Raw genomic sequence first — 20,487 nt, 5'->3', positions numbered from 1 at the left:
GACTTTTTTGCTTATTTTATTTTTGGTATTTATTGTCTTTCTGGATTTACGATCCATACCTGGGGTCATGGCAACAGCTAAGGGTAACGCAGACAAGCTCAAGTCTGATGCAGACAGACCTGGGCAGAATACGGTAAAAAAACTTGATCTGGGAGGAGGTGTGTCTCTCGAGATGCTTTATATCCCGCCCGGGGAATTTAAAATGGGCAGCACGGCTGCAGAAAAGGCCTGGGCTACAGGTATTGAAGGTGGCGCAACACCCGGAACTTCACGCGAGTCCTATGAAGGTGAACACCCACGTCCGATGCGCGTGAAGGATGGTTTCTGGATGGGTCGTACAGAAGTTAGCGTCGGCCAGTTTAGACGCTTCGTTGAGGAAAGCGGGTATATTACAGATGCGGAGAAGCCAGGAGGCAAAACCCAGGTTTTCGACCCTGAATGGAAGATCACCGCTAAGGCACCACCTCATCCTTGGATATCTCTAAGCGGTAAGAGCTGGCGAGATCCTAATTTCGGTTTCCCCCTGAGAGATGTATATCCGGTGGTCTGCGTGAGCTGGAATGATGGCAGAGCATTTTGCGAGTGGCTGACTAAGCGGGAAAGGGCTGCGGGCCGGCTTCCAAAAGGACTTGAATATCGCTTACCTACTGAAGCAGAATGGGAATATGCAGCGAGGGGTGGACGTGAAGATACTTACTACTGGTGGGGCAATGATCTGAGCGAAGGTGAAGGCCGGTTGAACATTTCCGCTATTGACTTTCTGCCTGGTCGAAATAAGACCTGGCCATTAGCTAAAGCGCCCTGGAGTGATGGTTTTGCATTTGTTTCTCCAGTTGATCATTTTGGAGAAAAAGGAAGAAATGGTTTTGGTCTGGCGGATATGTGCGGTGGTGTATGGGAAATTGTATTGGACCATTTTGATCCTAAGGGAGGTCATGAAGAGCCTCTTTTTGTGGATCAGAACTATCGTCCCGTTTGCCGCAGCGGAAATTATTTTGACGTTCCCGGTAACGCACGTATTGCGGTCCGTCTGGGACTTCAGGGCATTGCCTATTCCGATTCCAGGGACGGTTTTAGAATCGCCTTAGGTGTAGCGCGGGATAAAAAGTAATTAATTTATATTTAATTGCTATAAATGAAACAATCTCCCATTAGAATACAAGATATAGAAAAAAGTATCACTAATGTAAACAGGAGTATCTGATTAAATTCTTCAAGAAAGTGAAATTTGATTTCCCTCTAATACGTTTAAAATGAAAGAAAGAATTCTACGTCGTAACTTCCTGAAAACTGCAGCAATTGCCGGAATAGGCGTTGGAGTAACCGGCATGTCGCCCTTACTGTTTGCAAACAGCACTAGTCAAAAAAAGGTTAGAGTAGGTATTATTGGCTTGTCGGTTCACACTGAGGCGTTCTCGGAAATGCTGAACGTGGAAACAAACAATCCGGACATCAGCGGTTTTACGGTAGTAGCAATCTATCATCCTAAAGGTAATCCTGATGTTGAGTTCAAGGCTGAGTCGCTGGCCACGTGGACAGAGAATTCCAAAAAACGCGGTATCCAGCTCGTTGATTCGGTTGATAAGTTGCTTGAAATGTCGGATGTGGTAATGCTGGAGACGAACGATGGACGACCACACCTTGAGCAGCTGATGCCAGTATTCAAGGCCAGGAAGCCGGTATTCATTGACAAACCTATAGCTGCGAATCTTAAAGATGTAATCACCATCTTAAATGAAGCCAGAAAATATAATGTACCTGTGTTCTCTTCTTCAAGTCTGCGCTACGTAAGCAGCGCGCAAGAGATCCGGAATGGTAAAGTAGGAAGAGTTCTGGGTGCAGACGCGTATAGCCCTGCCTCATTGCAGGAAGCGCATACAGATATGTTCTGGTACGGGATCCACGGCGTCGAGTCGCTCTACACGATCATGGGTGGAGTTGGTTGCCAGCAAGTCACGCGTACACATTCAGAGGGAGCGGATGTCATCGTTGGAACCTGGGAAGGAGGGCGTATTGGCGTGTTCAGGGGAATCAGAACAGGCAGTAAAGGTTACGGTGGAACTGCATTTGGAGAAAAAGGTATTGCCAATCTGGGTACGTTCGAGGGATACCGGCCATTGCTTGTTGCAGTTATAGAATTTTTCCGCACCGGGAAATCTCCTGTCAGTTTAGAAGAGACGCTGGAGATATACGCATTTATGGAAGCAGCTGATGAAAGTAAGAAGCTCGGTGGCGTGCCGGTGACTTTAGCAAGTGTCCTTGCCAAAGCAAAATAACGAAAGTAACGGTCTTTAAATCATGTAAGTAATACAACAATTCTAATTTTTTAAACAATAAGCATTTATGAAAAAGTATAATGTAGGAATAATTGGTTATAGCTGGGTAGCTACTGCACATATTACAGCTATTAATAAGAGTCCAAATGCTCAGGTGACGGCTATTTATTCATCACGACCGCATGATGATACAGCAGAAAGTGAAAAATGGGGGACTCCAATCAAAACCTATACTGATTTAGACGCTATGCTGTCTGATAAGAGCATCGACGCAGTGTCAATCACAAGTTACTCAGACCAGCATGCAGCCCAGGCAGTTGCTGCAGCAAGAGCAGGAAAGCACATCATTCTTGAAAAGCCAATGGCGCTTTCGTGGGAAGATTGCTTAATGATCGAATCTGAAGTGAAAAAAGCAGGTGTAAAGGTTTGCGTATGTTTCGAGTGCCGTTATTCTAATCAATTCATGGTTACTAAATCACTTGTGGATACAGGATTGATTGGAGACATCCACTATGCTGAGGTTGATTATCTTCATGGGCTTGGTCCTTGGTATGGTCAGTACCACTGGAATATTAAAAAGGACAAAGGTGGCAGCTCTATTCTTACTGCTGGCTGCCATGCATTAGATGCCCTGCTTTTATTCATGGGAACCGACGTTGAAGAAGTCACAAGCTACGAGACGAAATCTAAAAACCCGATTTTTCAGGCTTATGAGTATACAACTAGCAGGGTAAGTATCTTCAAATTTAAAGATGGGAGAGTGGGTAAGTCTTCAGCTATTATTGATTGTATTCAACCATATTATTTCCATACTCATCTTTTTGGCAGCGAAGGAAGCCTGTTGGATGATAAGTTTCACTCCGAGAAACTCGGAACTGATCATCATTTGTGGAGTTCATTGGCCATGAAAATGCTCGATACGGGAGATGTAGCAGATCACCCTTATCAGGCACAGTTCGATACATTTTTCGAAAGCCTGGCAGCTGGTGAGGATATGCCGCTTACAAGCCTGAAAGATGGAATCAAAACCCATGAGATCATTTTCGCAGCTGATAAATCTGCAGCAACCGGCAAACCAGTGAGATTGTAATATTATTCGGAAGGGAAAAGATGAAGACAGCATTAGCAGTAGCAGCACATCCTGATGATATTGAATTCCTGATGGCCGGAACCCTGATTTTACTTAAAAATCAAGGCTACGAGATCCATTATATGAATCTGTCCACGGGTAATTGTGGGAGTATCGAAACCGATTCTTCTACAACTACAGAAATAAGATTGAAGGAAGCTCAAAATTCAGCGAAGATCATGGGAGCTCAATTCCACGATCCGATATGCAACGACTTTGAGATTTTCTATGAGCTCGACCTGCTCAGGAAGTTGACAAGTATTGTAAGGTTGGTAAAGCCATCCGTGATATTGACACATTCACCTTCAGACTACATGGAAGATCATATGAATACCAGCCGCCTGGCCGTTACAGCTGCGTTTATCCGCGGAGTTCCGAATTTCGCTGCTGACTACTCCGCCACCAATAATTACGACTGTGCTGTCTACCATGCTTTGCCTCACTCTCTTTTAGATCCGTTAAGACGGAAGGTAATTCCTGAACTCTTTATTGATACAAGTTCGGTTCATCATGTTAAACGTGAGGCGCTTGAAGCTCACAGGAGTCAGCAAAATTGGCTGGAAGATAGCCAGAAGATGAACTCTTACATCAAGTCGATGGAGCAGTTCTCTTTGACTGTAGGAACAATGTCTGGCCGTTTTCAGCATGCTGAGGGATGGAGAAGACACCTGCATGTGGGCTTTTCTGAGGAGGGATTTGATCCTTTGAAGGATCTGGGAGAGTGCTACCTGGTTAATAATGACTATAAGTTTGAATAATAACAACACGAATTAGACAACAATAAATTATAACATTTTTAAAAATATATTATGCGTAAGAAAAGTTCGATTGCTCCGGGTTGGTGGGATTATACTACCTTGGATTTAGGTCAGAAAGTAACAGATAAGATTGCAAGCTTGACAGCTGAGGATATGATTGGTATGTCAAGGCCGGGCTTCAAAGTTGTATTCTATGATACAATAGAAGAATTTTATTTGGCTGAGGCTCTTGAGTTTATTACTACCTGGAAATCGGCTACTGCTGACAATCCTGTAGGTATATGCGGACCGATCGGTCCGACAGAGCAATTGCCTTTGGTTGCCATGTTGGTAAACGAGATGGGTTTGTCTCTTAAACACGCACATTTCTGGTGCATGGACGAGTGGGTAATCGATGGTAAAGAAGTACCCGAAACACACCCGTTGTCGTTTAAGCGGGCTTTCAAAACATTATGTCTGAACAGGATCCGTAAGGATTTAGTTATGCCTGATGAAAACGTCCATTTTGCAAAGGCTGATACAAAAGAATATATAGAAAGCTGGTCGAAAGCTAAATGTGCTATTATGCAGGGAGGTCAGGGCGACGTGAAGCACTGGGCTTTTAATGAGCCACCTATGCGTGAGGGCAAGTACATCGACAACCCGCCTACAGTGGAAGAATATAAACAACTCAGCACCCGTGTTCTCGATCTGCATCCAATAACCATCGCACAGAACTCGAGATTACATTGCGGAGGAAATGCTCCAACGATCCCAACGCAGGCAGTAACAGTTGGTCCTAAAGAAACCTGGCAGTCTGAGAAAGTTTCAATCTGGCACGCAGGTGCGCATGACAATCCTTTCGGACAAAGGTTGACAACATACATGATTTCCAACAATATTCCAGACGTATCTGTGCCGATGTCGGTGCTTGCCGATCACCCAAATGTTCAGTTCAACTTTTTGAGGTCCGGCCTGGGTACATGTTCAGTTGAAATGCATTAATAATGTATATTGCTGAGAGAAATAATAATAATAATAAAACGATGAATCGATTCAAAGCACTAAACAAATTACCGGTTCAACCTGCCTTTTTAAAAGGCAGGTTCCTTCTAAAATTGGTTGCGCCTGTAATTTTAATCCCCTTGATAATTTTCCTGGTGAGCTGGACACAGAGTGCCAGGTTTGACCTCAGGCCGGGTGATAAGATTGCCATTATCGGGAACGGACTTGCTGACCGGATGCAGCATGACGGTTGGTTGGAGACTTACCTTCAATCTACCTACCCGACAGGAAAATTAGTTTTTAGGAACCTGGGGTACACCGGTGATCAGGTTCACTACCGCCCGCGTGCCCATTCGGGTTTCGGAGATAGTGATACGCATCTGACAAACGTTGGCGCGAGTGTTATTTTTGCATTTTTTGGTTATAATGAGTCGTTCGAAGACAAACCGGCTGAGTTTAAAAAGCAATTGGTTGCCTTTATAGATCATACTCGTAAACAGAAATATGATAAAAAGGCGGCTCCGCGTTTGGTGCTGTTTTCGCCTATAGCTCACGAAAATCTGGAGTCAAAGAACTTGCCGGATGGAAAAGAGAATAACCGCCGTTTACTGGCTTATTCAACTGCCATGTCGCAGGTTGCGCGGGAAAAAGGTGTCGCATATGTGGATCTGTTTAATGCAACCCAGAAGATGTATGACACTACCAAGGAACCGTTAACGATCAATGGTATTCATTTGAACAATGAGGGGAACCGGAGAGTAGCGCTCTACATCACTGAGACCCTGTTTGGAAAAAAAGTCAGTATGGCAAAAGTTGGTCTTGATTCATTACGTAGTGCCGTAGTAGACAAGAACTGGCATTGGTTTAACCGCTACCGCTCAACCAGTGGTAATGATGTTTGGGGAACGCGTACTATTCAGGATGGTAACCACGTTACGCTGCAGAATGAATTGAAAATGTTTGAAGCTATGACCGCCAATCGCGACAAGCGTATTTGGGTCAGGGCACAGGGTAAAGATGCCAAAGTTGATGACAGCAACGTCCCGCCGCCATATCCGGTTGGTACACACATCACCCGCGACGTGCAATATTTAAGCGCAGAAGACGCGATCAAGCGAATGACTATCCCCAAAGATATGAAGGTTACAGTTTTTGCAGCCGAGGATAAGTTCCCTGAGATCGCTAATCCGGTTGCTATGCAGGTGGATACTAAAGGACAAATGTGGGTTGCTTCCTGGGCTGATTATCCGAAGTGGGAGCCTATGAAACCAATGAGGGACCGCATAGTCACACTCACCGATGAGAATGGAGACGGTGTCGCCGATAAGGCCACGACATTTGCGTATGTTACTAATCCTACAGGTTTCGAGTTCTGGAACGGTGGTGTTATCGTCGTATCAGCACCCGATATTTTATTCCTCAAGGATACCAATGGAGACGGTGTAGCGGATGTGAGATACCGTATGTTAGGCGGTTTGGGTTCTGATGATACTCACCATACTGCAAACAACCTTATTTATGGTCCTGACGGGAATATCTACTATCAGCGTGGTATTTTCATTCTTGAAAACATTGAGACACCATGGCGTAAAAGCGCTGAGTCGGGCGAGTCTGGCTTATATCGCTTTAACCCGCGCACCTTTGACTTCTCGCTTGTTGTAGATAACAGTCCTAATCCCCATGGAATTAGCTTTGATAAATGGGGGAATCAATTTATCTCTGACGGCACGAGCGGCAGGTCATACCAGGTGTATTTCAAGCGTACCGTGACTTCGACCACCGATAAAGGTGATTTTGAAAAACGTCCTTTATTCAAGCAAACCATCAGGCCATTTACTTCGAATCAGATATTATCGAGTGGAAACTTCCCTGAAGAGTACCAGAATAATTATCTGGTGTACAATGTGATTGGTTTCCAGGGAATTAAAAGATATAAGTTGAATTACCTCGATGAAGGGGTAATTGAAGGAGAAGAGGTAGGTAATTTGATCTTTACCGGAAGCGATCCCAAATTTGCTCCAAGCTCTGAAGCTACTCCACGTGTGATCGGTAAAGACTATACAGGAGATCCTAATTTCCGTCCCAGTGACGGGGTAGTTGGATTTGACGGGGCACTTTACTTCGCTGATTGGCACCAGGCTGTTATTACTCACTCTCCCTATAACTTGAGAGACATAAGCCGTGATCATACGCATGGAAGGATCTACCGGATGGTTGCTACTAACCGACCGTTACAAAAGCCCGTGTCAATATACGGTCAACCTGTAGAAAATCTATTGGAATTATTCAGACATCCGATTGATGGGATCCGTCATGCAGTGCGTGTTGAACTTAGCGGTAGAAATACTGATGAAGTGATCCAGAAAGCGCAGCAATTTGCCGCTAAATTAGATCCAAAGAAAAAGGAAGATGCGTTACCCATGCTTGAGATCCTGTGGCTGCACCAGCAGCACAATGTGGTGAACCGGGAGCTGCTTGTAAAGGTTCTTGCTTCGCCGGAATATCAGGTAAGACTGGCGGCACAGAAGGTAAACTTCTTCTGGAGCGGTAAAGATACCTTTAAGCCGGCTAAATCTGACTCAACAGTAAGTGGTATGAATCACCGAATTGGTTACGAGAAATTCTGGAAAGCACCGGTAAACACGGCAGCTGTTAATCCGCACCAAAACCACAATATGCCTGCGGCGGCTCCAAAGCCTGCAGCGCCGGTGGTAAGTAAGGGTCCTGAATTTCAAAATGACAAGACGGCTATTCTTACCATTGAAGCAACCGACGAACTACGGTTTAAATTTAAAGGCCAGCTTTTGTCAGAGTTTAGTGTTAAGGCCTCCCAGCCTGTGGAAATGACTGTAGAGAATTTAGGCTTGATGCCGCATAATCTGCTTATTTCTAAACCGGGGACAGCTGACGTAGTAGCGCAAAAGGCGCTTGAGTTAGGAGAAAAAGGTGCCGAAAAGCATTTTAATCCTGGCACCGAGATGGTACTTTATGCTACGAAATTACTAAATGGCGGTGGCAAGGAAACCATCAAATTCAACGCTCCTTCAGCCGCTGGTGAATACCCATTCGTTTGTACTTTCCCGGGTCATTCTTTTACGATGCGGGGTATTATGAAAGTGGTAAACTAATTTATAATGGAAATCAGAGTTGGAGTTATCGGCCTTTCAGTTCACAGCGCCGCCTATACTGAAATTATCAATTCCGGCGGCTCCAGCCCTGAATTCAGCGGTTGCAAGGTGGTAGCGATCTTTCATCCTCCGGGTAACCCGGATGTAGAGTTCTCTGAAGCACAGCTTCAAAATTTTACTGAAACGATAAAAGGTCAGGGTGTCGAGTTTGTAGGCTCTATTAAAGAGATGGTAAAAAAGGTAGACGCTGTTATGTTGCTGACAAACGACGGCCGGCCTCACTTTAAAGAGATCATGCCGGTACTGAAGGCGGGAAAGCCCGTTTATGTGGATAAGCCACTTGCAGCAAGCTTGTCTGATGTATTGGCTATCTTTAAAATGGCCCGAAAATATAAGGTTCCGACTTTTTCGTGCTCGCCTCTCCGTTACGTCAAGGAGGCCCTGGATATCCGTGAAGGAAAAGTTGTTGGAAGGGTTTTGGGAGCAAACACCTACGGGCCTGCCCCGATACAGAAGTCGCACGTGGATCTTTTTTGGGATGGTATTCATGCAGTCGAGTCTCTTTATACAGTAATGGGAGGAACCGGTTGTAAGACTGTTACCCGGACCTTTACCGATGGTGCAGATGTCGTTGTGGGCGACTGGGGTGATGGACGCATAGGAGTTTTTCGTGGCGTCAGGAAGGGAAAGAGCGGTTTTGGAGGGACGGCATTTGGAGAAGGAAAAATAGCTTCTATAGGTGTATTTGCAGGATATCGTCCACTGGTAGTCGCCATAGTAGAGTTTTTCCGTACAGGAAAATCTCCTGTGTCTGAGGATGAAACTATAGAAATTTATGCATTTATGGATGCTGCTGACGAAAGCAAGAGAAAGGGTGGTATCCCAGTCAGCGTGTCGGATGTATTATCACGTAGGAAAAAAAATAAATAATTAAAGTGCGTTCCTGATGGATCTCACTTTTTGAATTTCATGCAAAGGCTTCTGCCTTCTCAGATCATTTAAAATATCGGTTCAATTGAGCGCGCTGGAAGGTCGGCAGGCTCTGGTATTTCTAATGCTGAAGGAATGAATCAGCTTCTTTCGAAATATCTGAAGGCCGGAAGAGAAAATTAAAGTAATTGTTAATTAAATAAAAATAAAGAAGATGAAAAAGAGTAGACTAAATAGATTGTTCAATGAAAAATCAGGCAAATGCTTTGATGTGGCTATCGATCATGGATTTTTCAATGAATTGACATTTTTAGGAGGTATAGAGAACATTGAAAAGTCAGTTAGAATCCTGATTGACGCTGATCCGGATGCTATACAATTAACTGTTGGACAAGCGCATCATTTACAATCAGTACCTGGCAAAAAGAAGCCGGCTTTAGTGCTGCGAACAGATGTTGCAAACGTTTACGGCCTGGAATTGCAATCAGTTTTATATAGCAGAATGATCGAAGAACCGGTGCTTCAGGCCGTGCGCCTTGATGCTACCTGTGTGGTTGTTAACCTGTTCCGTATACCCGGAGCCCCGGAGGTAACTGATCAGTGTATCCAGAATATTCTGAAATTAAAGCCAATGTGCGATCACTACTCGATGCCTTTGATGATCGAGCCATTGGTGTTCCGTCCGAACAGTGAGGCAGGCGGATATATGGTTGACGGCAATATCGATATCATATTGCCTTTAGTAAGACAGGCTGTAGAACTGGGTGCTGATATAATCAAAGCCGATCCTTGTGATAAAGTAGAAGATTACCACAAGGTTGTTGAAGTAGCCGGTGCTGTGCCGATCCTGGTCAGAGGCGGCGGGCGTGCTGACGATGAGGAGCTTTTAGACCGTACTTACAGGTTAATGAAGCAGGGTGTTAAAGGGATCGTTTATGGCAGAAACGTAGTGCAGCATGTTAATTCTGGGGGCATGACACGGGCTTTGATGGCGATTGTTCACGATAATGCCAAACCAGAGGACGTAATAGGCTGGGTTAAGGGGAATAAATAAGAACAATTATGCAAGTCCGCTGGGTTTTCCCGACGGACTTCATTTTTATTAAAAAAATATATATAAGAATGAAAGTCGTAAATGTAGGCATCATTGGTGGTGGTTTAATGGGTAAGGAAGTAGCCTCCGCATTTGGACGGTGGTTCTCTCTGAACGACTACCCGGTTAAAGTTGAATTAAAAGCGGTATGCGACCTGGATGCAAACGCCCTGAAATGGTATGAGCAAATACAATCGGTGGAATTATTAACTACGGATTATAAAGAGCTGCTTGCATCTTCGAAAGTAGATGTGGTTTATGTAGCTCTTCCTCATTTTCTTCACGAACAGTATTATATAGAGGTGATTAAATCAGGAAAGGATCTCCTGGCCGAGAAGCCATTCGGGGTAGACCTTAATGCTGCAAAAAACATCAACGAGGCAATTTCCGGGTCCGGCTGTTTTGTAAGATGTTGTTCAGAAATGCCTTTTTTACCCGGTCCTCAGAGGGTTATCAATGAAGTAATATCAGGAAAAATTGGGGAGATCATTGAGATAAACGCAGGGTTCTGCCACTCCAGTGATATGGATCCGCTCAAACCTATTAACTGGAAAAGACAATCGAAGTTTTGTGGTGAGATAGGCGTAATGGGCGACCTCGGCATGCATGTGATGCATATTCCACTTAGACTGGGGTGGAAACCTGACAAGGTATATGCTCACCTGCAAAAGATAATAACTAAAAGACCGGATGGAAAAGGCGGATGGGCCGAAGGGGATACATGGAATAATGCAACACTTTCTGCTTCCGTAAAAATAGAAGGTAATGACATCCCCATGTCACTTGAAATGAAGCGTTTGAAACCGGGCGAAACTAACTCATGGTATATTGAAATTCTTGGAACTGAGGGCGGCGTAAGATATAATACGAAGGATACAAAAGCATTATGGACTTTTAAGCGCGAAAAGGAGCAGCTGTGGCAACGAGTTGATCTCGGGTTCCAGGTACCTTTTCCAACCAACACCGGCTCAATATTTGAACCGGGCTTCTCTGACTGTTTTTTCCAGATGCTGGCAGCTTATTTCGCAGAGCGGGAAGGACTGTTAAATGGCCGCTTCGGCTGTGTGACACCTGAAGAGGCTTTAATGAGTCACCGATTGTTTGACGCAGCTTTAAAATCTCACGAAACTAAATCTGTTGTGGATTTGGTATGATTTAAGTTTTAATAATTATAAGAAAACAATTACTAGTGTCCGGTTAATAGTTTTTGCTCGTCGACCCCGAAGGTGGTCGTATGTTTATAGTTTATCGATATACACGACAACCGACCCCGAAGGTGGTCGTATGTGAAAGTATCAAACACATACGACCGCCTTCGGGGTCGGGAAAAAGGTTAGAATGAATTTTTCTATAAACATGTGACCCCGTCCGAACGGTGTTCATCCGGGCGGGCACCTTCGGGGTCAAGCTTGCCTGTGTTTGTATAGGGCCTCCTTTTGGAAATCGACTGAAAACGTTCCATGCAAAGCATAAAAGCATACTTTACTAATAGATAATTTTAACCGGACATTCATGGAAAAACAATTTGCTATTAAAACCTTGCTGAAAGGTAATGCATTCGATATGAAAGAAAATACCGGAACCGGGATTTTGGCTGGCGGCAACTGGATCATTGATAATGTGAAGCTCGTTGACGTTTACCCAAAAGAAGAAAAACTGGCGAATATCCTGAGGGAAAGTACCAGTAATGGGGGAGCTCCATATAACGTTTTAAAAGCCTTGAGTAAGATGGGCTTTCGGTTCCCGCTTAAGGGAATTGGGGCTATCGGAAATGATAGCAGGGGAGACTTTATTTTAAAGGAGTGCCGCGAGCTCCGAATTGACTCTGGCCGGATTAGGAAGGTAGAACACACCAATACATCTTATACAGATGTAATGACAGTTCAGGGAACAGGCAGACGTACCTTTTTTCATTCCAGGGGAGCGAATGCTTTTTTAGATGAATCTTATTTTGATTTTTCAGGATCGGAGGCTAAGATATTTCATTTAGGTTATTTACTGCTGCTCGACAAACTTGATATTATAGGTGAAGATGGGTTTACCGGTGCTGCCAAAGTGTTGAGATCTGCGCAGCAGGCCGGCATGATTACGTCGGCAGATCTTGTTAGTGAGCAATCTGAAAGATTTCGGAGTATCATTCCGTTGTCCTTACAATTTATTGATATCTTGTTCGTGAATGAATTCGAGGCAAACATGCTTACCGGTGTAGAGATCTGTAATGAACAGGGTGAATGTTCCCGGGCGCGCGCATATCAGGCAGCAAATGATATCTTAGAGATGGGCGTACAGGATTGGGTAATAATTCATTTTCCCAAAGGCGCAATTGCTCTGAATAAAAGGGGTGAGAAATTGTATCAGCCCTGTGTCAATGTGCCGTGTGAAGAGGTAAAAGGGACGGTTGGTGCCGGCGATGCTTTTGCTGCCGGGGTTTTAGCCGGGGTGCACGAAAATTGGACGATGGATCAAAGCCTGTTGCTGGGAGTAAGTGTTGCAGCGGCCAGCCTAATGGATGCGAGTTCTTCCGAAAGCATTGTTTCGTGGCAGGAATGCCTGAAGCTGGGCGAGCTTTCCGGATTTAACAAAGAATAATAACAATTAATGCTGAGTTGAGAGAATCATGAAAGTAGGTTTGTTTGTTCCATGCTATATAGACCAGTTCTATCCTGGTGTCGCTATTGCTACGTATGAACTGCTCAAAAAATTGGGTTGCGATGTGGGCTTTCCGATGGATCAGACCTGCTGTGGCCAACCCATGGCTAACAGTGGATTTTCGGGCCTCTCCAAAGCCTGCGATAAAAATTTCGTAAACAATTTCAGTGGGTTTGATTATATTGTAGCACCCTCGGGAAGTTGCGTCCTGCATGTCAGGGAACATTTAAATGAGGGCGCCAGCCCAGCTGAAATTGACAGGATCCGCAATAGTGTATATGAGCTTACTGAATTTTTGATCGACATTCTCAAAGTCACCCGGCTGAAAGCTTCTTTTCCACACCGGGTGGGAATGCATATTAGCTGTCACGGGCAACGAGGTTTACACCTGTCGTCAATGAGCGAGCTTGTCGATCCCGGGTTTTCGAAACCGGAGCAGCTACTGAATATGGTTGATGGCCTGGAGCTGCTGAAGCCCGCGAGAGTAGACGAATGCTGTGGGTTCGGAGGAACATTTTGTGTGTTTGAAGAAGCAGTGAGTGTCAAAATGGGTAAAGACAGGATTCAGGAGCACTTACGCAATGATGTCGAATTCATTACTGGTGGTGATACGAGTTGCCTGATGCATCTTGAGGGGATTTTAAAAAGGCAGGGGAGCGGCGTAAAAGCCATTCACCTGGCTGAAATTTTGAATAGTAATTTATGAGCATAAAAACGCATGCTGAAGCTGCTCAGGAATTCATCCGTGACGAACCGCGTACCGACTGGCATGATGAAACGCTTTGGTTTGTCAGGCAGAAGCGAGACAAATCCGTTCATACCTTGCCCGAATGGGAGCTGCTACGCGATTGGGCATCCCGAATAAAAAATCATACGCTCTCCAATCTTGACCACTACCTTAAGAGCTTTGAGAATAACGCCATTGCAAACGGTATAAAAATTCACTGGGCTTCCGATGCCGAAGAGCACAACAGGATCATTTACAAAATTATTGCCGATAACAAGGTCTGTAAAATTGTGAAGAGCAAAAGCATGCTTACAGAAGAATGCCATTTAAATGAATATTTAAAAGATCGTGGAATAAATACATTGGACACCGACCTGGGCGAATACATCGTACAGTTGAGAAAGGAAGCGCCCAGTCATATCGTTCTACCGGCTATTCACCTGAAGCGCCAGGATGTAAGTGAAACCTTTCACGAGCACCTGAACACAGAAAAAGGAAATTACGATCCGCAATATCTCGCAGCATCGGCCCGGCATCATTTACGCGAGCGTTTTATTGAAGCAGACCTTGCTATTACCGGCGTTAATTTTGCCGTTGCTGAATCAGGAAGCTTTGTTGTTTGTACCAATGAGGGCAATGCCGACATGGGTGTGCATTCTGCAAATATTCATGTCGCCTGTATGGGTATTGAGAAACTGATCCCCAAAACTGAGCACCTTGGTGTATTTCTTCGTCTTTTGGCAAGAAGTGCAACCGGACAACCTATAACAACATATTCCAGCCATTTTTATAAGCCCCGTCCCGGACAGCAGATGCATATTGTTATTGTCGATAACGGAAGGAGCAGGCAGCTTGGTCGGGCCGACTTCAGGAATTCGCTGAAGTGCATCCGTTGTGCAGCTTGTTTCAATACATGTCCCGTATACAGAAGGAGTGGTGGGCATAGTTATCATTCGACGGTAGCAGGTCCGATAGGTTCGATTCTAAATCCGAATCTCGATATGAAGGCCAATTCAGACCTGCCGTTTGCTTCTACTCTTTGCGGATCCTGCAGCAATGTATGTCCGGTGAAAATAGATATTCATGATCAGCTTTGGAAATGGCGCCAGGTCGTAGTAGCTAACGGCTATGTCGGGAAGGCTAAGAAAGCTGGAATGCACGGTGCGGCCTGGATCCTTTCAAATCCCCGTATTTACCGGATTTCCGGAAAGATCGGGCGCTGGGTTATGCGAACGTTTCCTTTTATAATAAACCATCCTCTTAATGTTTGGTATAAGCAACGGGAAATGCCCAAAGCACCGGAGCTAAGCTTCAGGGACTGGTTTAAAGTGAATCAATAAATGGAAGCCAGAGAAAAAATTTTACAGGCGGTAACCGCAAATAAGCCCGATCTGATCGAGCTGCCGGAAATGGACCTTTCGCAGGCAGTTCGCTACAGTAATTTGGTAGAACAATTTATGAACGTACTGAAAGCCTCGGGAGCTGATACGTTTTTTGAAAATAGCGGGAATTTACTTGTGACTGATATCGACTCTGTGAAACAGCAGGGTGATTTTATGATCAATCTTCTGGAAAAGGATGAGAGGCAAGAGTGGGAGGAGCTGACGGCGTCTGAATTGAAAGGGTTGGATACTTGCTACATTCGGGCACAGCTCGGTGTCGCTGAAAATGGCGCCATGTGGATTTCGGAAGAACAGATGTCCAACCGCCTTCTTCCCTTTATATGTCAGCATCTTGTGATCGTGTTGGATCCGGCAGATATTGTTGATAACATGCACCAAGCCTACCAGCAGATCAAAACAGGGCACAATGGTTTCGGAGTTTTTATAGCTGGCCCGTCAAAAACAGCTGATATTGAACAAAATCTTGTGATCGGAGCCCATGGTGCCCGAAGTTTGCGTGTATATGTAATCTAAAACGGAAAGGAAGAATTAGCGGGAGAACGTTCTTTATTTAGATAAGTAAAAAATAGCCATGGAAAGTACGAAAAGGAAATCAACTATCCTTAAAAAGCGAATGATTTAAGCGTATCGGCCTTGCTGGAAAGCTAAACTTTAAATGGGATCATGAAAAAAATCGCTATCGCAAAGCAAGCCATGAAAGTTGGCGTCAAAAAGATGTTTCATATTGGAATACTGCTGTTTACCGGAACATCTATCATCTACGGACAAAGTGAAGTATTTCGTGCAGGTGCGTCCATGGCAAACATTAGCCCGGATCTGGGCCAGGGAATTGCAGGTGGCTGGATGCCTTTACCATTAGCGACTCATATACATGATGAACTGCACAGCAGGAGCCTTGTATTGGATGACGGAAAAATAAAACTGGCTTTGGTGGTAGTTGATAATGTTGAACTCCCACGGGAGGTTTTTGACGAGGCAAAGAGACTGATTTCGGAAGAAACCGGAATTCTCAAAGAACAGATCCTTATGTCATCAACCCACACCCATTCGTCTACCTGGGCAGGGCATGAGATCGATCCACCCGAACCTGCTCTCAGCATTCGGGATAACACCCGTGGAAACTATCCTAAGCCTCTGGATGCTTATCAGCGATTTGTTGTCCGACGTATGGCAGATGGGGTGAGGATCGCATTGAACAACCTGGAGCCAGCCCGGATAGGCTGGGGAACAGGACAAGTTCCTCAGCATGTTTTCAACCGCCGTTGGAAATTGAAATCACCGGTAACCAACCCCTTTGGGGTAAGTGAAGCAGTGCAGATGAACCCAGGAATCGGAAACCCTAATATATTGACACCCGCTGGTCCTACCGATCCGCAGGTTTCATTCTTTTCAGTTCAGTCAGTTAAGGGTCGTCCGATAGCGGTGTTCGCCAATTATTCGTTGCATTATGTGGGAGGGGTTCCCAAGGGGCATATTTCCGCGGATTATTTTGCCTTATTCGCCGACCGGCTTCAGCAGCTGGCGCAGGCCGATCGCCTGGAACCTAAGTTTGTAGGCATCATGTCAAATGGTACTGAAGGGGATGTAAATAATATAGACTTTCGGGGAGCATCTCCAAGCTATCCGCCATATGCTAAAATGAAAATAGTTGCTAATGACGTAGCAGAAGAAGTATTTAAAATATATCAAACTATAGAATATAAAAACTGGGTACCACTCGGCGCTGCTCAAACTGAACTTACCCTCAATGTACGGAAGCCGGACGGACCAACGCTAGCCTGGGCTGAGAACATTATGTTGAAGGCAAAGACTGACCATCCCATGGAGAAGATCTTCGCCGAGAGGGCAATACAGATGAAAGAATGGCCTGAGAAAATAGACGTAATTCTCCAAACCCTCAAAATAGGAGAATTAGGAATTGCTGCAATTCCTTTCGAGGTATTTGCTGAAACAGGCTTAGAGATCAAAGCCCGAAGTCCATTTAAGAAATCGTTTACAATAGGGCTAGCCAATGGTGGCTATGGGTACCTGCCTACGCCTGAACAACATGAGTTGGGCGGATACGAAACCTGGTTGAGTGTAAATAAAGTAGAAAAAGGAGCATCACGGGAAATAGTGAGAGAGATCCTCAAACTTTTTGGCCAGATTAAATAGATGGCTTTTTGGTACTCTACACGACCTTAACGTTCAGCCGGACAGAATATAGTATTGGTATTGGCGAAATAAGTATTGGTTTGTGTGTGCCCTGGAAGGTAGATTTGGTTGAAACAAGCGTTTTAATTTCATTTATCCTCCTGCTCTGGATATCAATATTACTCAATAAGGTTTCTTATAATTTAAATGGACTAAATGACGAATCAGTATGAAAAAAATGACCAGGATTCTGTATGTTGAGAAATCGTGCAAGCTGTTAATGCCGATCTTGACTATAGTACTGACACTCTCTTTTGCCTCGAATTTGTATGCTCAAAACGCCGTTTTTAAAGCTGGGGCATCTACTGCAAATATTACTCCGCCTTTGGGCTCAGGCTTAGTGGGTAATTTTGGTGTGCCGCCTCCCGCAAACTATGTGCATGACGAATTGCATGCGCGCAGCCTTGTTTTAGATGACGGGACAACAAAACTGGTTTTTGTTGTTATCGACAACGTTGGTGTGATTCGTGAAGTGCTCGATGAGGCAAAGCGCCTGATCTTTGAGGAAACAAAGATTCCGCCAGCACAAGTGCTTATTTCGTCCGATCATACGCATTCGGCCAGCAGCGCCAGCGGCATAGGTGCACTAAGAGGAAACGCTCATCAAGGCAAAACTTTCGATGAGTACCAGCGCTTTTTAATTCGCCGCATTGCAGACGGCGTACGTGTTGCAGTTAACAACCTGGAACCCGCTCGTATTGGTTGGGGTGCCGGGAATGTACCGCAGCATCTTTTTAACCGCCGGTGGAAGATGAAATCCCCGGTTGTAAATCCTTTCGGCGGGATGGATCAGGTTCGGATGAATCCGGGAGTCGGCAATCCTGATTTGGTGGAGCCAGCCGGCCCTACAGATCCGCAGGTTTCGTTCATTTCGGTACAATCTCTTAAAGGGCGCCCGATTGGCCTGCTAGCTAATTATTCTTTGCATTATGTAGGGGGAGTACCAAGAGACCATATTTCTGCCGATTACTTCGCAGTTTTTGCTGATCGTATACAGGAACTGCTTAAAGCCGACCGGCAGGATCCACCGTTTGTGGGTATTATGTCGAACGGAACATCCGGAGATGTAAATAATATCAATTTCCGCGGGCCTGCCGAAAAGCACGAACCGTATGCTAAAATGCGTATTGTGGCGAACGATGTGGCCACGGAAGTTTTACGGGTCTATCAGACGATCCAATACAAAAATTGGGTTCGGCTTCGTGCCGCACAATCAGAACTTAATTTGAAGGTACGTAAGCCGACACCTGAGATGCTCGCTTATGCACAGAAAGTCTTGGCTAAGCCAGACACGGAAAAGCCGGTACATAATCTGGAAAAGACTTATGCAGAACGGACCATGCAGCTAAATGGCTGGCCAGCAAATATCAATGCGGTGATGCAAGCTTTTCGCATTGGCGACCTGGGCGTAGCAGCTATCCCTTTTGAAGTCTTTACCGAGATCGGTCTTGATATAAAAGCTCGTAGTCCGTTCAAACCGTCCTTTACCATTTCAATAGCAAATGGATCCTATGGGTATCTGCCTACTCCGGAGCAACACAAGGTTGGAGGGTACGAGACCTGGCTTGGAACAAACAAGGTGGAAACTGAGGCATCCAGAAAAATAGTCGCTGAAATCTTAAATCTTTTCAATCAAATAAAGTAATGAAGAAAGTTCTACCACTACTCATATTATGTTTACTGGCATTGTCGGCAGTGTCGGCAGGAGGTCCAAAACCTGCATCTGTTTTTAAGGCGGGTTTTGCCGAGAAGGATATTACACCGGACATAGGTATGGAATCGCCTGGAAATTACGGAAAGTCGCATCATAAAAGCTTCCACGACCCGTGTAAAGTTAGAGCAGTTGTCTTCGATGACGGGCAGAAGCCTGTGGCGCTCGTGGGTATCGACCTTCTTTTTGTAACCAGACATTTGGTACAAGAGGTTCGTGCCGAGATTCAAAAGCGTTGTGGTATCCGGCCCGAGGCAGTTATGATCGGCGCTTCGCATTCGCATTCATCGGGCCCGATTGGCATGGGAGAACCAGGGGATTTCGATAAAGCCTCGCCCCTGGTCAAAGACCTGGTAAATAATCATTCAATTGTGTCCAATCCTGGCTATACTCAGCTTCTGAAAAAGCAGATCGTAGACGCGGTCGTATTTGCATATGAGAATCGCGTAGATGCAAAGCTGGCTGTTGGGAACGGCCACGAGGACAAAGTATCGTTCAACCGTCGTTTACGGATGAAGAATGGGCTGAGTTATTCTCATCCTGGAGCAGGAAATCCTGATATCATAGATTATGCGGGCCCAATCGATCCACAGGTTGGAACTATTGGCGTATGGGATTTAAAAGGTAATTTACTGGGCACCGTAGTGAATTTTTCATGCCATGCTACTACCAGTCCGGGAGGTATTTCGGCCAGTTGGATCGGATCTATGGAACGCACTATCCGGGGTGCTACGGGAAATGCGGCATTGCCTGTAGTATTTATGCAAGGCGCCTGTGGAGATATCACACAGGTCGATAACCTGACGAAATTTCAAAATCCTGCCGCAGAAGAATGGTGGGATATCGTGGGAGGCCGTGTTGGGGCCGAGGCTTATAAAACTCTTCTCTTAATTCGCCGCGGAGCCGGAAGCGAGATCCCATTAGACTCCAGACAAAAAGTATGGACCGTTAAGCGCCGTATACCGACGCCTGAAAAAGTTAAAAACGCGCTGGAACTTGTCAAAGCCGGACCTGAAAAATCGGGTACCACAGAATGGACCTTTGCGAAGGAAACGTTGTTGCTTGATGCGATCATCAAGGCACGGCCTTTAGTGGAGGTCGAAGTTCAGACCATCCAGGTAGGCCCCGTCGTATTTGTTTCTAATCCCGCAGAGTATTTTGTTCAATATGGTCTGGATATAAAGGCCGGCAGTAAATTCCCCTTTACCTTTGTTGTGGAACTGGCTAACGGTATTACCGGATACGTTCCAACTGAAGAGGCATTGGGGCCTAATGGAGGAGGATATGAAACAAGGCTGACTTCTTACAGTAACCTGGAAGTTTCAGCCGGAAGGCAGTTCGCTGATACGGGCATAGAACTGGCAAATCAAATGACACCCGGTAAAGTTCCCCTGCCTCCTCCCGCACCTCCTTTCAAAGCGCCATGGGCTTACGGCAACTTGCCACCTGAATTGAAGTAAGCCGATAATTGATGATGTCCGTGAATTCGATATCTGTCAAATTTCT

The 20,487-nt window shown here is 45.2% G+C and carries 16 protein-coding genes; all 16 read left to right on the top strand.

The window, feature by feature from the left end:
- The first annotated feature begins 67 nt into the window (after window positions 1–67).
- The 16 genes from P2W76_RS10055 to P2W76_RS09980 all read left to right on the top strand — a co-directional run bounded on the left by P2W76_RS10055 (window position 68) and on the right by P2W76_RS09980 (window position 20,441).
- Window positions 68–1,111: an SUMF1/EgtB/PvdO family nonheme iron enzyme gene (locus P2W76_RS10055; protein ID WP_276347685.1), complete on the top strand. Its 1,044-nt coding sequence runs from the start codon at window positions 68–70 to the stop codon at window positions 1,109–1,111.
- A 142-nt stretch (window positions 1,112–1,253) separates the two neighbouring features.
- Entirely contained in the window at window positions 1,254–2,276 is a 1,023-nt protein-coding gene (locus tag P2W76_RS10050) for a Gfo/Idh/MocA family oxidoreductase (RefSeq protein ID WP_276347684.1), read from the top strand.
- A gap of 67 nt (window positions 2,277–2,343) precedes the next feature.
- A complete protein-coding gene (locus tag P2W76_RS10045; protein ID WP_276347683.1) occupies window positions 2,344–3,366 on the top strand; it encodes a Gfo/Idh/MocA family oxidoreductase in 1,023 nt (340 codons plus the stop codon).
- A gap of 20 nt (window positions 3,367–3,386) precedes the next feature.
- Complete coding sequence (locus tag P2W76_RS10040; protein WP_276347682.1) at window positions 3,387–4,163, top strand: PIG-L deacetylase family protein; 777 nt, start codon at window positions 3,387–3,389, stop codon at window positions 4,161–4,163.
- A 51-nt stretch (window positions 4,164–4,214) separates the two neighbouring features.
- Window positions 4,215–5,147, top strand: a complete 933-nt coding sequence (locus tag P2W76_RS10035; protein ID WP_276347681.1) for a hypothetical protein — start codon at window positions 4,215–4,217, stop codon at window positions 5,145–5,147.
- Between the two features lie 41 nt (window positions 5,148–5,188).
- On the top strand, window positions 5,189–8,275 hold the full coding sequence (locus P2W76_RS10030) for a PVC-type heme-binding CxxCH protein (protein ID WP_276347680.1): 3,087 nt from the start codon (window positions 5,189–5,191) through the stop codon (window positions 8,273–8,275).
- 6 nt (window positions 8,276–8,281) lie between these two features.
- Window positions 8,282–9,205 carry a Gfo/Idh/MocA family oxidoreductase gene (locus P2W76_RS10025; RefSeq protein ID WP_276347679.1) on the top strand — a complete coding sequence of 308 codons (924 nt, stop codon included), beginning with the start codon at window positions 8,282–8,284 and terminating at the stop codon, window positions 9,203–9,205.
- Between the two features lie 214 nt (window positions 9,206–9,419).
- Window positions 9,420–10,259: a hypothetical protein gene (locus P2W76_RS10020; RefSeq protein ID WP_276347678.1), complete on the top strand. Its 840-nt coding sequence runs from the start codon at window positions 9,420–9,422 to the stop codon at window positions 10,257–10,259.
- 68 nt (window positions 10,260–10,327) lie between these two features.
- Window positions 10,328–11,452 carry a Gfo/Idh/MocA family oxidoreductase gene (locus P2W76_RS10015; protein WP_276347677.1) on the top strand — a complete coding sequence of 375 codons (1,125 nt, stop codon included), beginning with the start codon at window positions 10,328–10,330 and terminating at the stop codon, window positions 11,450–11,452.
- A gap of 358 nt (window positions 11,453–11,810) precedes the next feature.
- The gene (locus P2W76_RS10010; protein WP_276347676.1) at window positions 11,811–12,887 is read left to right on the top strand and encodes a carbohydrate kinase family protein; all 1,077 of its coding nucleotides are present in this window, start codon (window positions 11,811–11,813) and stop codon (window positions 12,885–12,887) included.
- Between the two features lie 28 nt (window positions 12,888–12,915).
- Window positions 12,916–13,653 (top strand): (Fe-S)-binding protein, encoded by a 738-nt coding sequence (locus P2W76_RS10005; protein ID WP_276347675.1) that lies wholly within the window; start codon window positions 12,916–12,918, stop codon window positions 13,651–13,653.
- Window positions 13,650–15,014 (top strand): lactate utilization protein B, encoded by a 1,365-nt coding sequence (locus P2W76_RS10000; protein WP_276347673.1) that lies wholly within the window; start codon window positions 13,650–13,652, stop codon window positions 15,012–15,014. The genes P2W76_RS10005 and P2W76_RS10000 overlap by 4 nt, the downstream gene beginning before the upstream one ends.
- Entirely contained in the window at window positions 15,015–15,590 is a 576-nt protein-coding gene (locus tag P2W76_RS09995; protein ID WP_276347672.1) for an LUD domain-containing protein, read from the top strand. It abuts the gene before it with no gap.
- Window positions 15,591–15,740: 150 nt separating this feature from the next.
- Window positions 15,741–17,231: a hypothetical protein gene (locus P2W76_RS09990; RefSeq protein ID WP_276347671.1), complete on the top strand. Its 1,491-nt coding sequence runs from the start codon at window positions 15,741–15,743 to the stop codon at window positions 17,229–17,231.
- A gap of 217 nt (window positions 17,232–17,448) precedes the next feature.
- Window positions 17,449–18,915: a neutral/alkaline non-lysosomal ceramidase N-terminal domain-containing protein gene (locus tag P2W76_RS09985; RefSeq protein WP_276347670.1), complete on the top strand. Its 1,467-nt coding sequence runs from the start codon at window positions 17,449–17,451 to the stop codon at window positions 18,913–18,915.
- A complete protein-coding gene (locus tag P2W76_RS09980) occupies window positions 18,915–20,441 on the top strand; it encodes a hypothetical protein (protein WP_276347669.1) in 1,527 nt (508 codons plus the stop codon). Before P2W76_RS09985 ends, P2W76_RS09980 begins: the two co-directional genes overlap by 1 nt.
- The last annotated feature ends 46 nt before the right edge of the window (window positions 20,442–20,487 follow it).

The sequence above is a fragment of the Daejeonella sp. JGW-45 genome (assembly GCF_029360805.1).
Lineage (GTDB): Bacteria > Bacteroidota > Bacteroidia > Sphingobacteriales > Sphingobacteriaceae > Daejeonella.
This window is presented reverse-complemented; position numbering and strand designations above follow the sequence as displayed.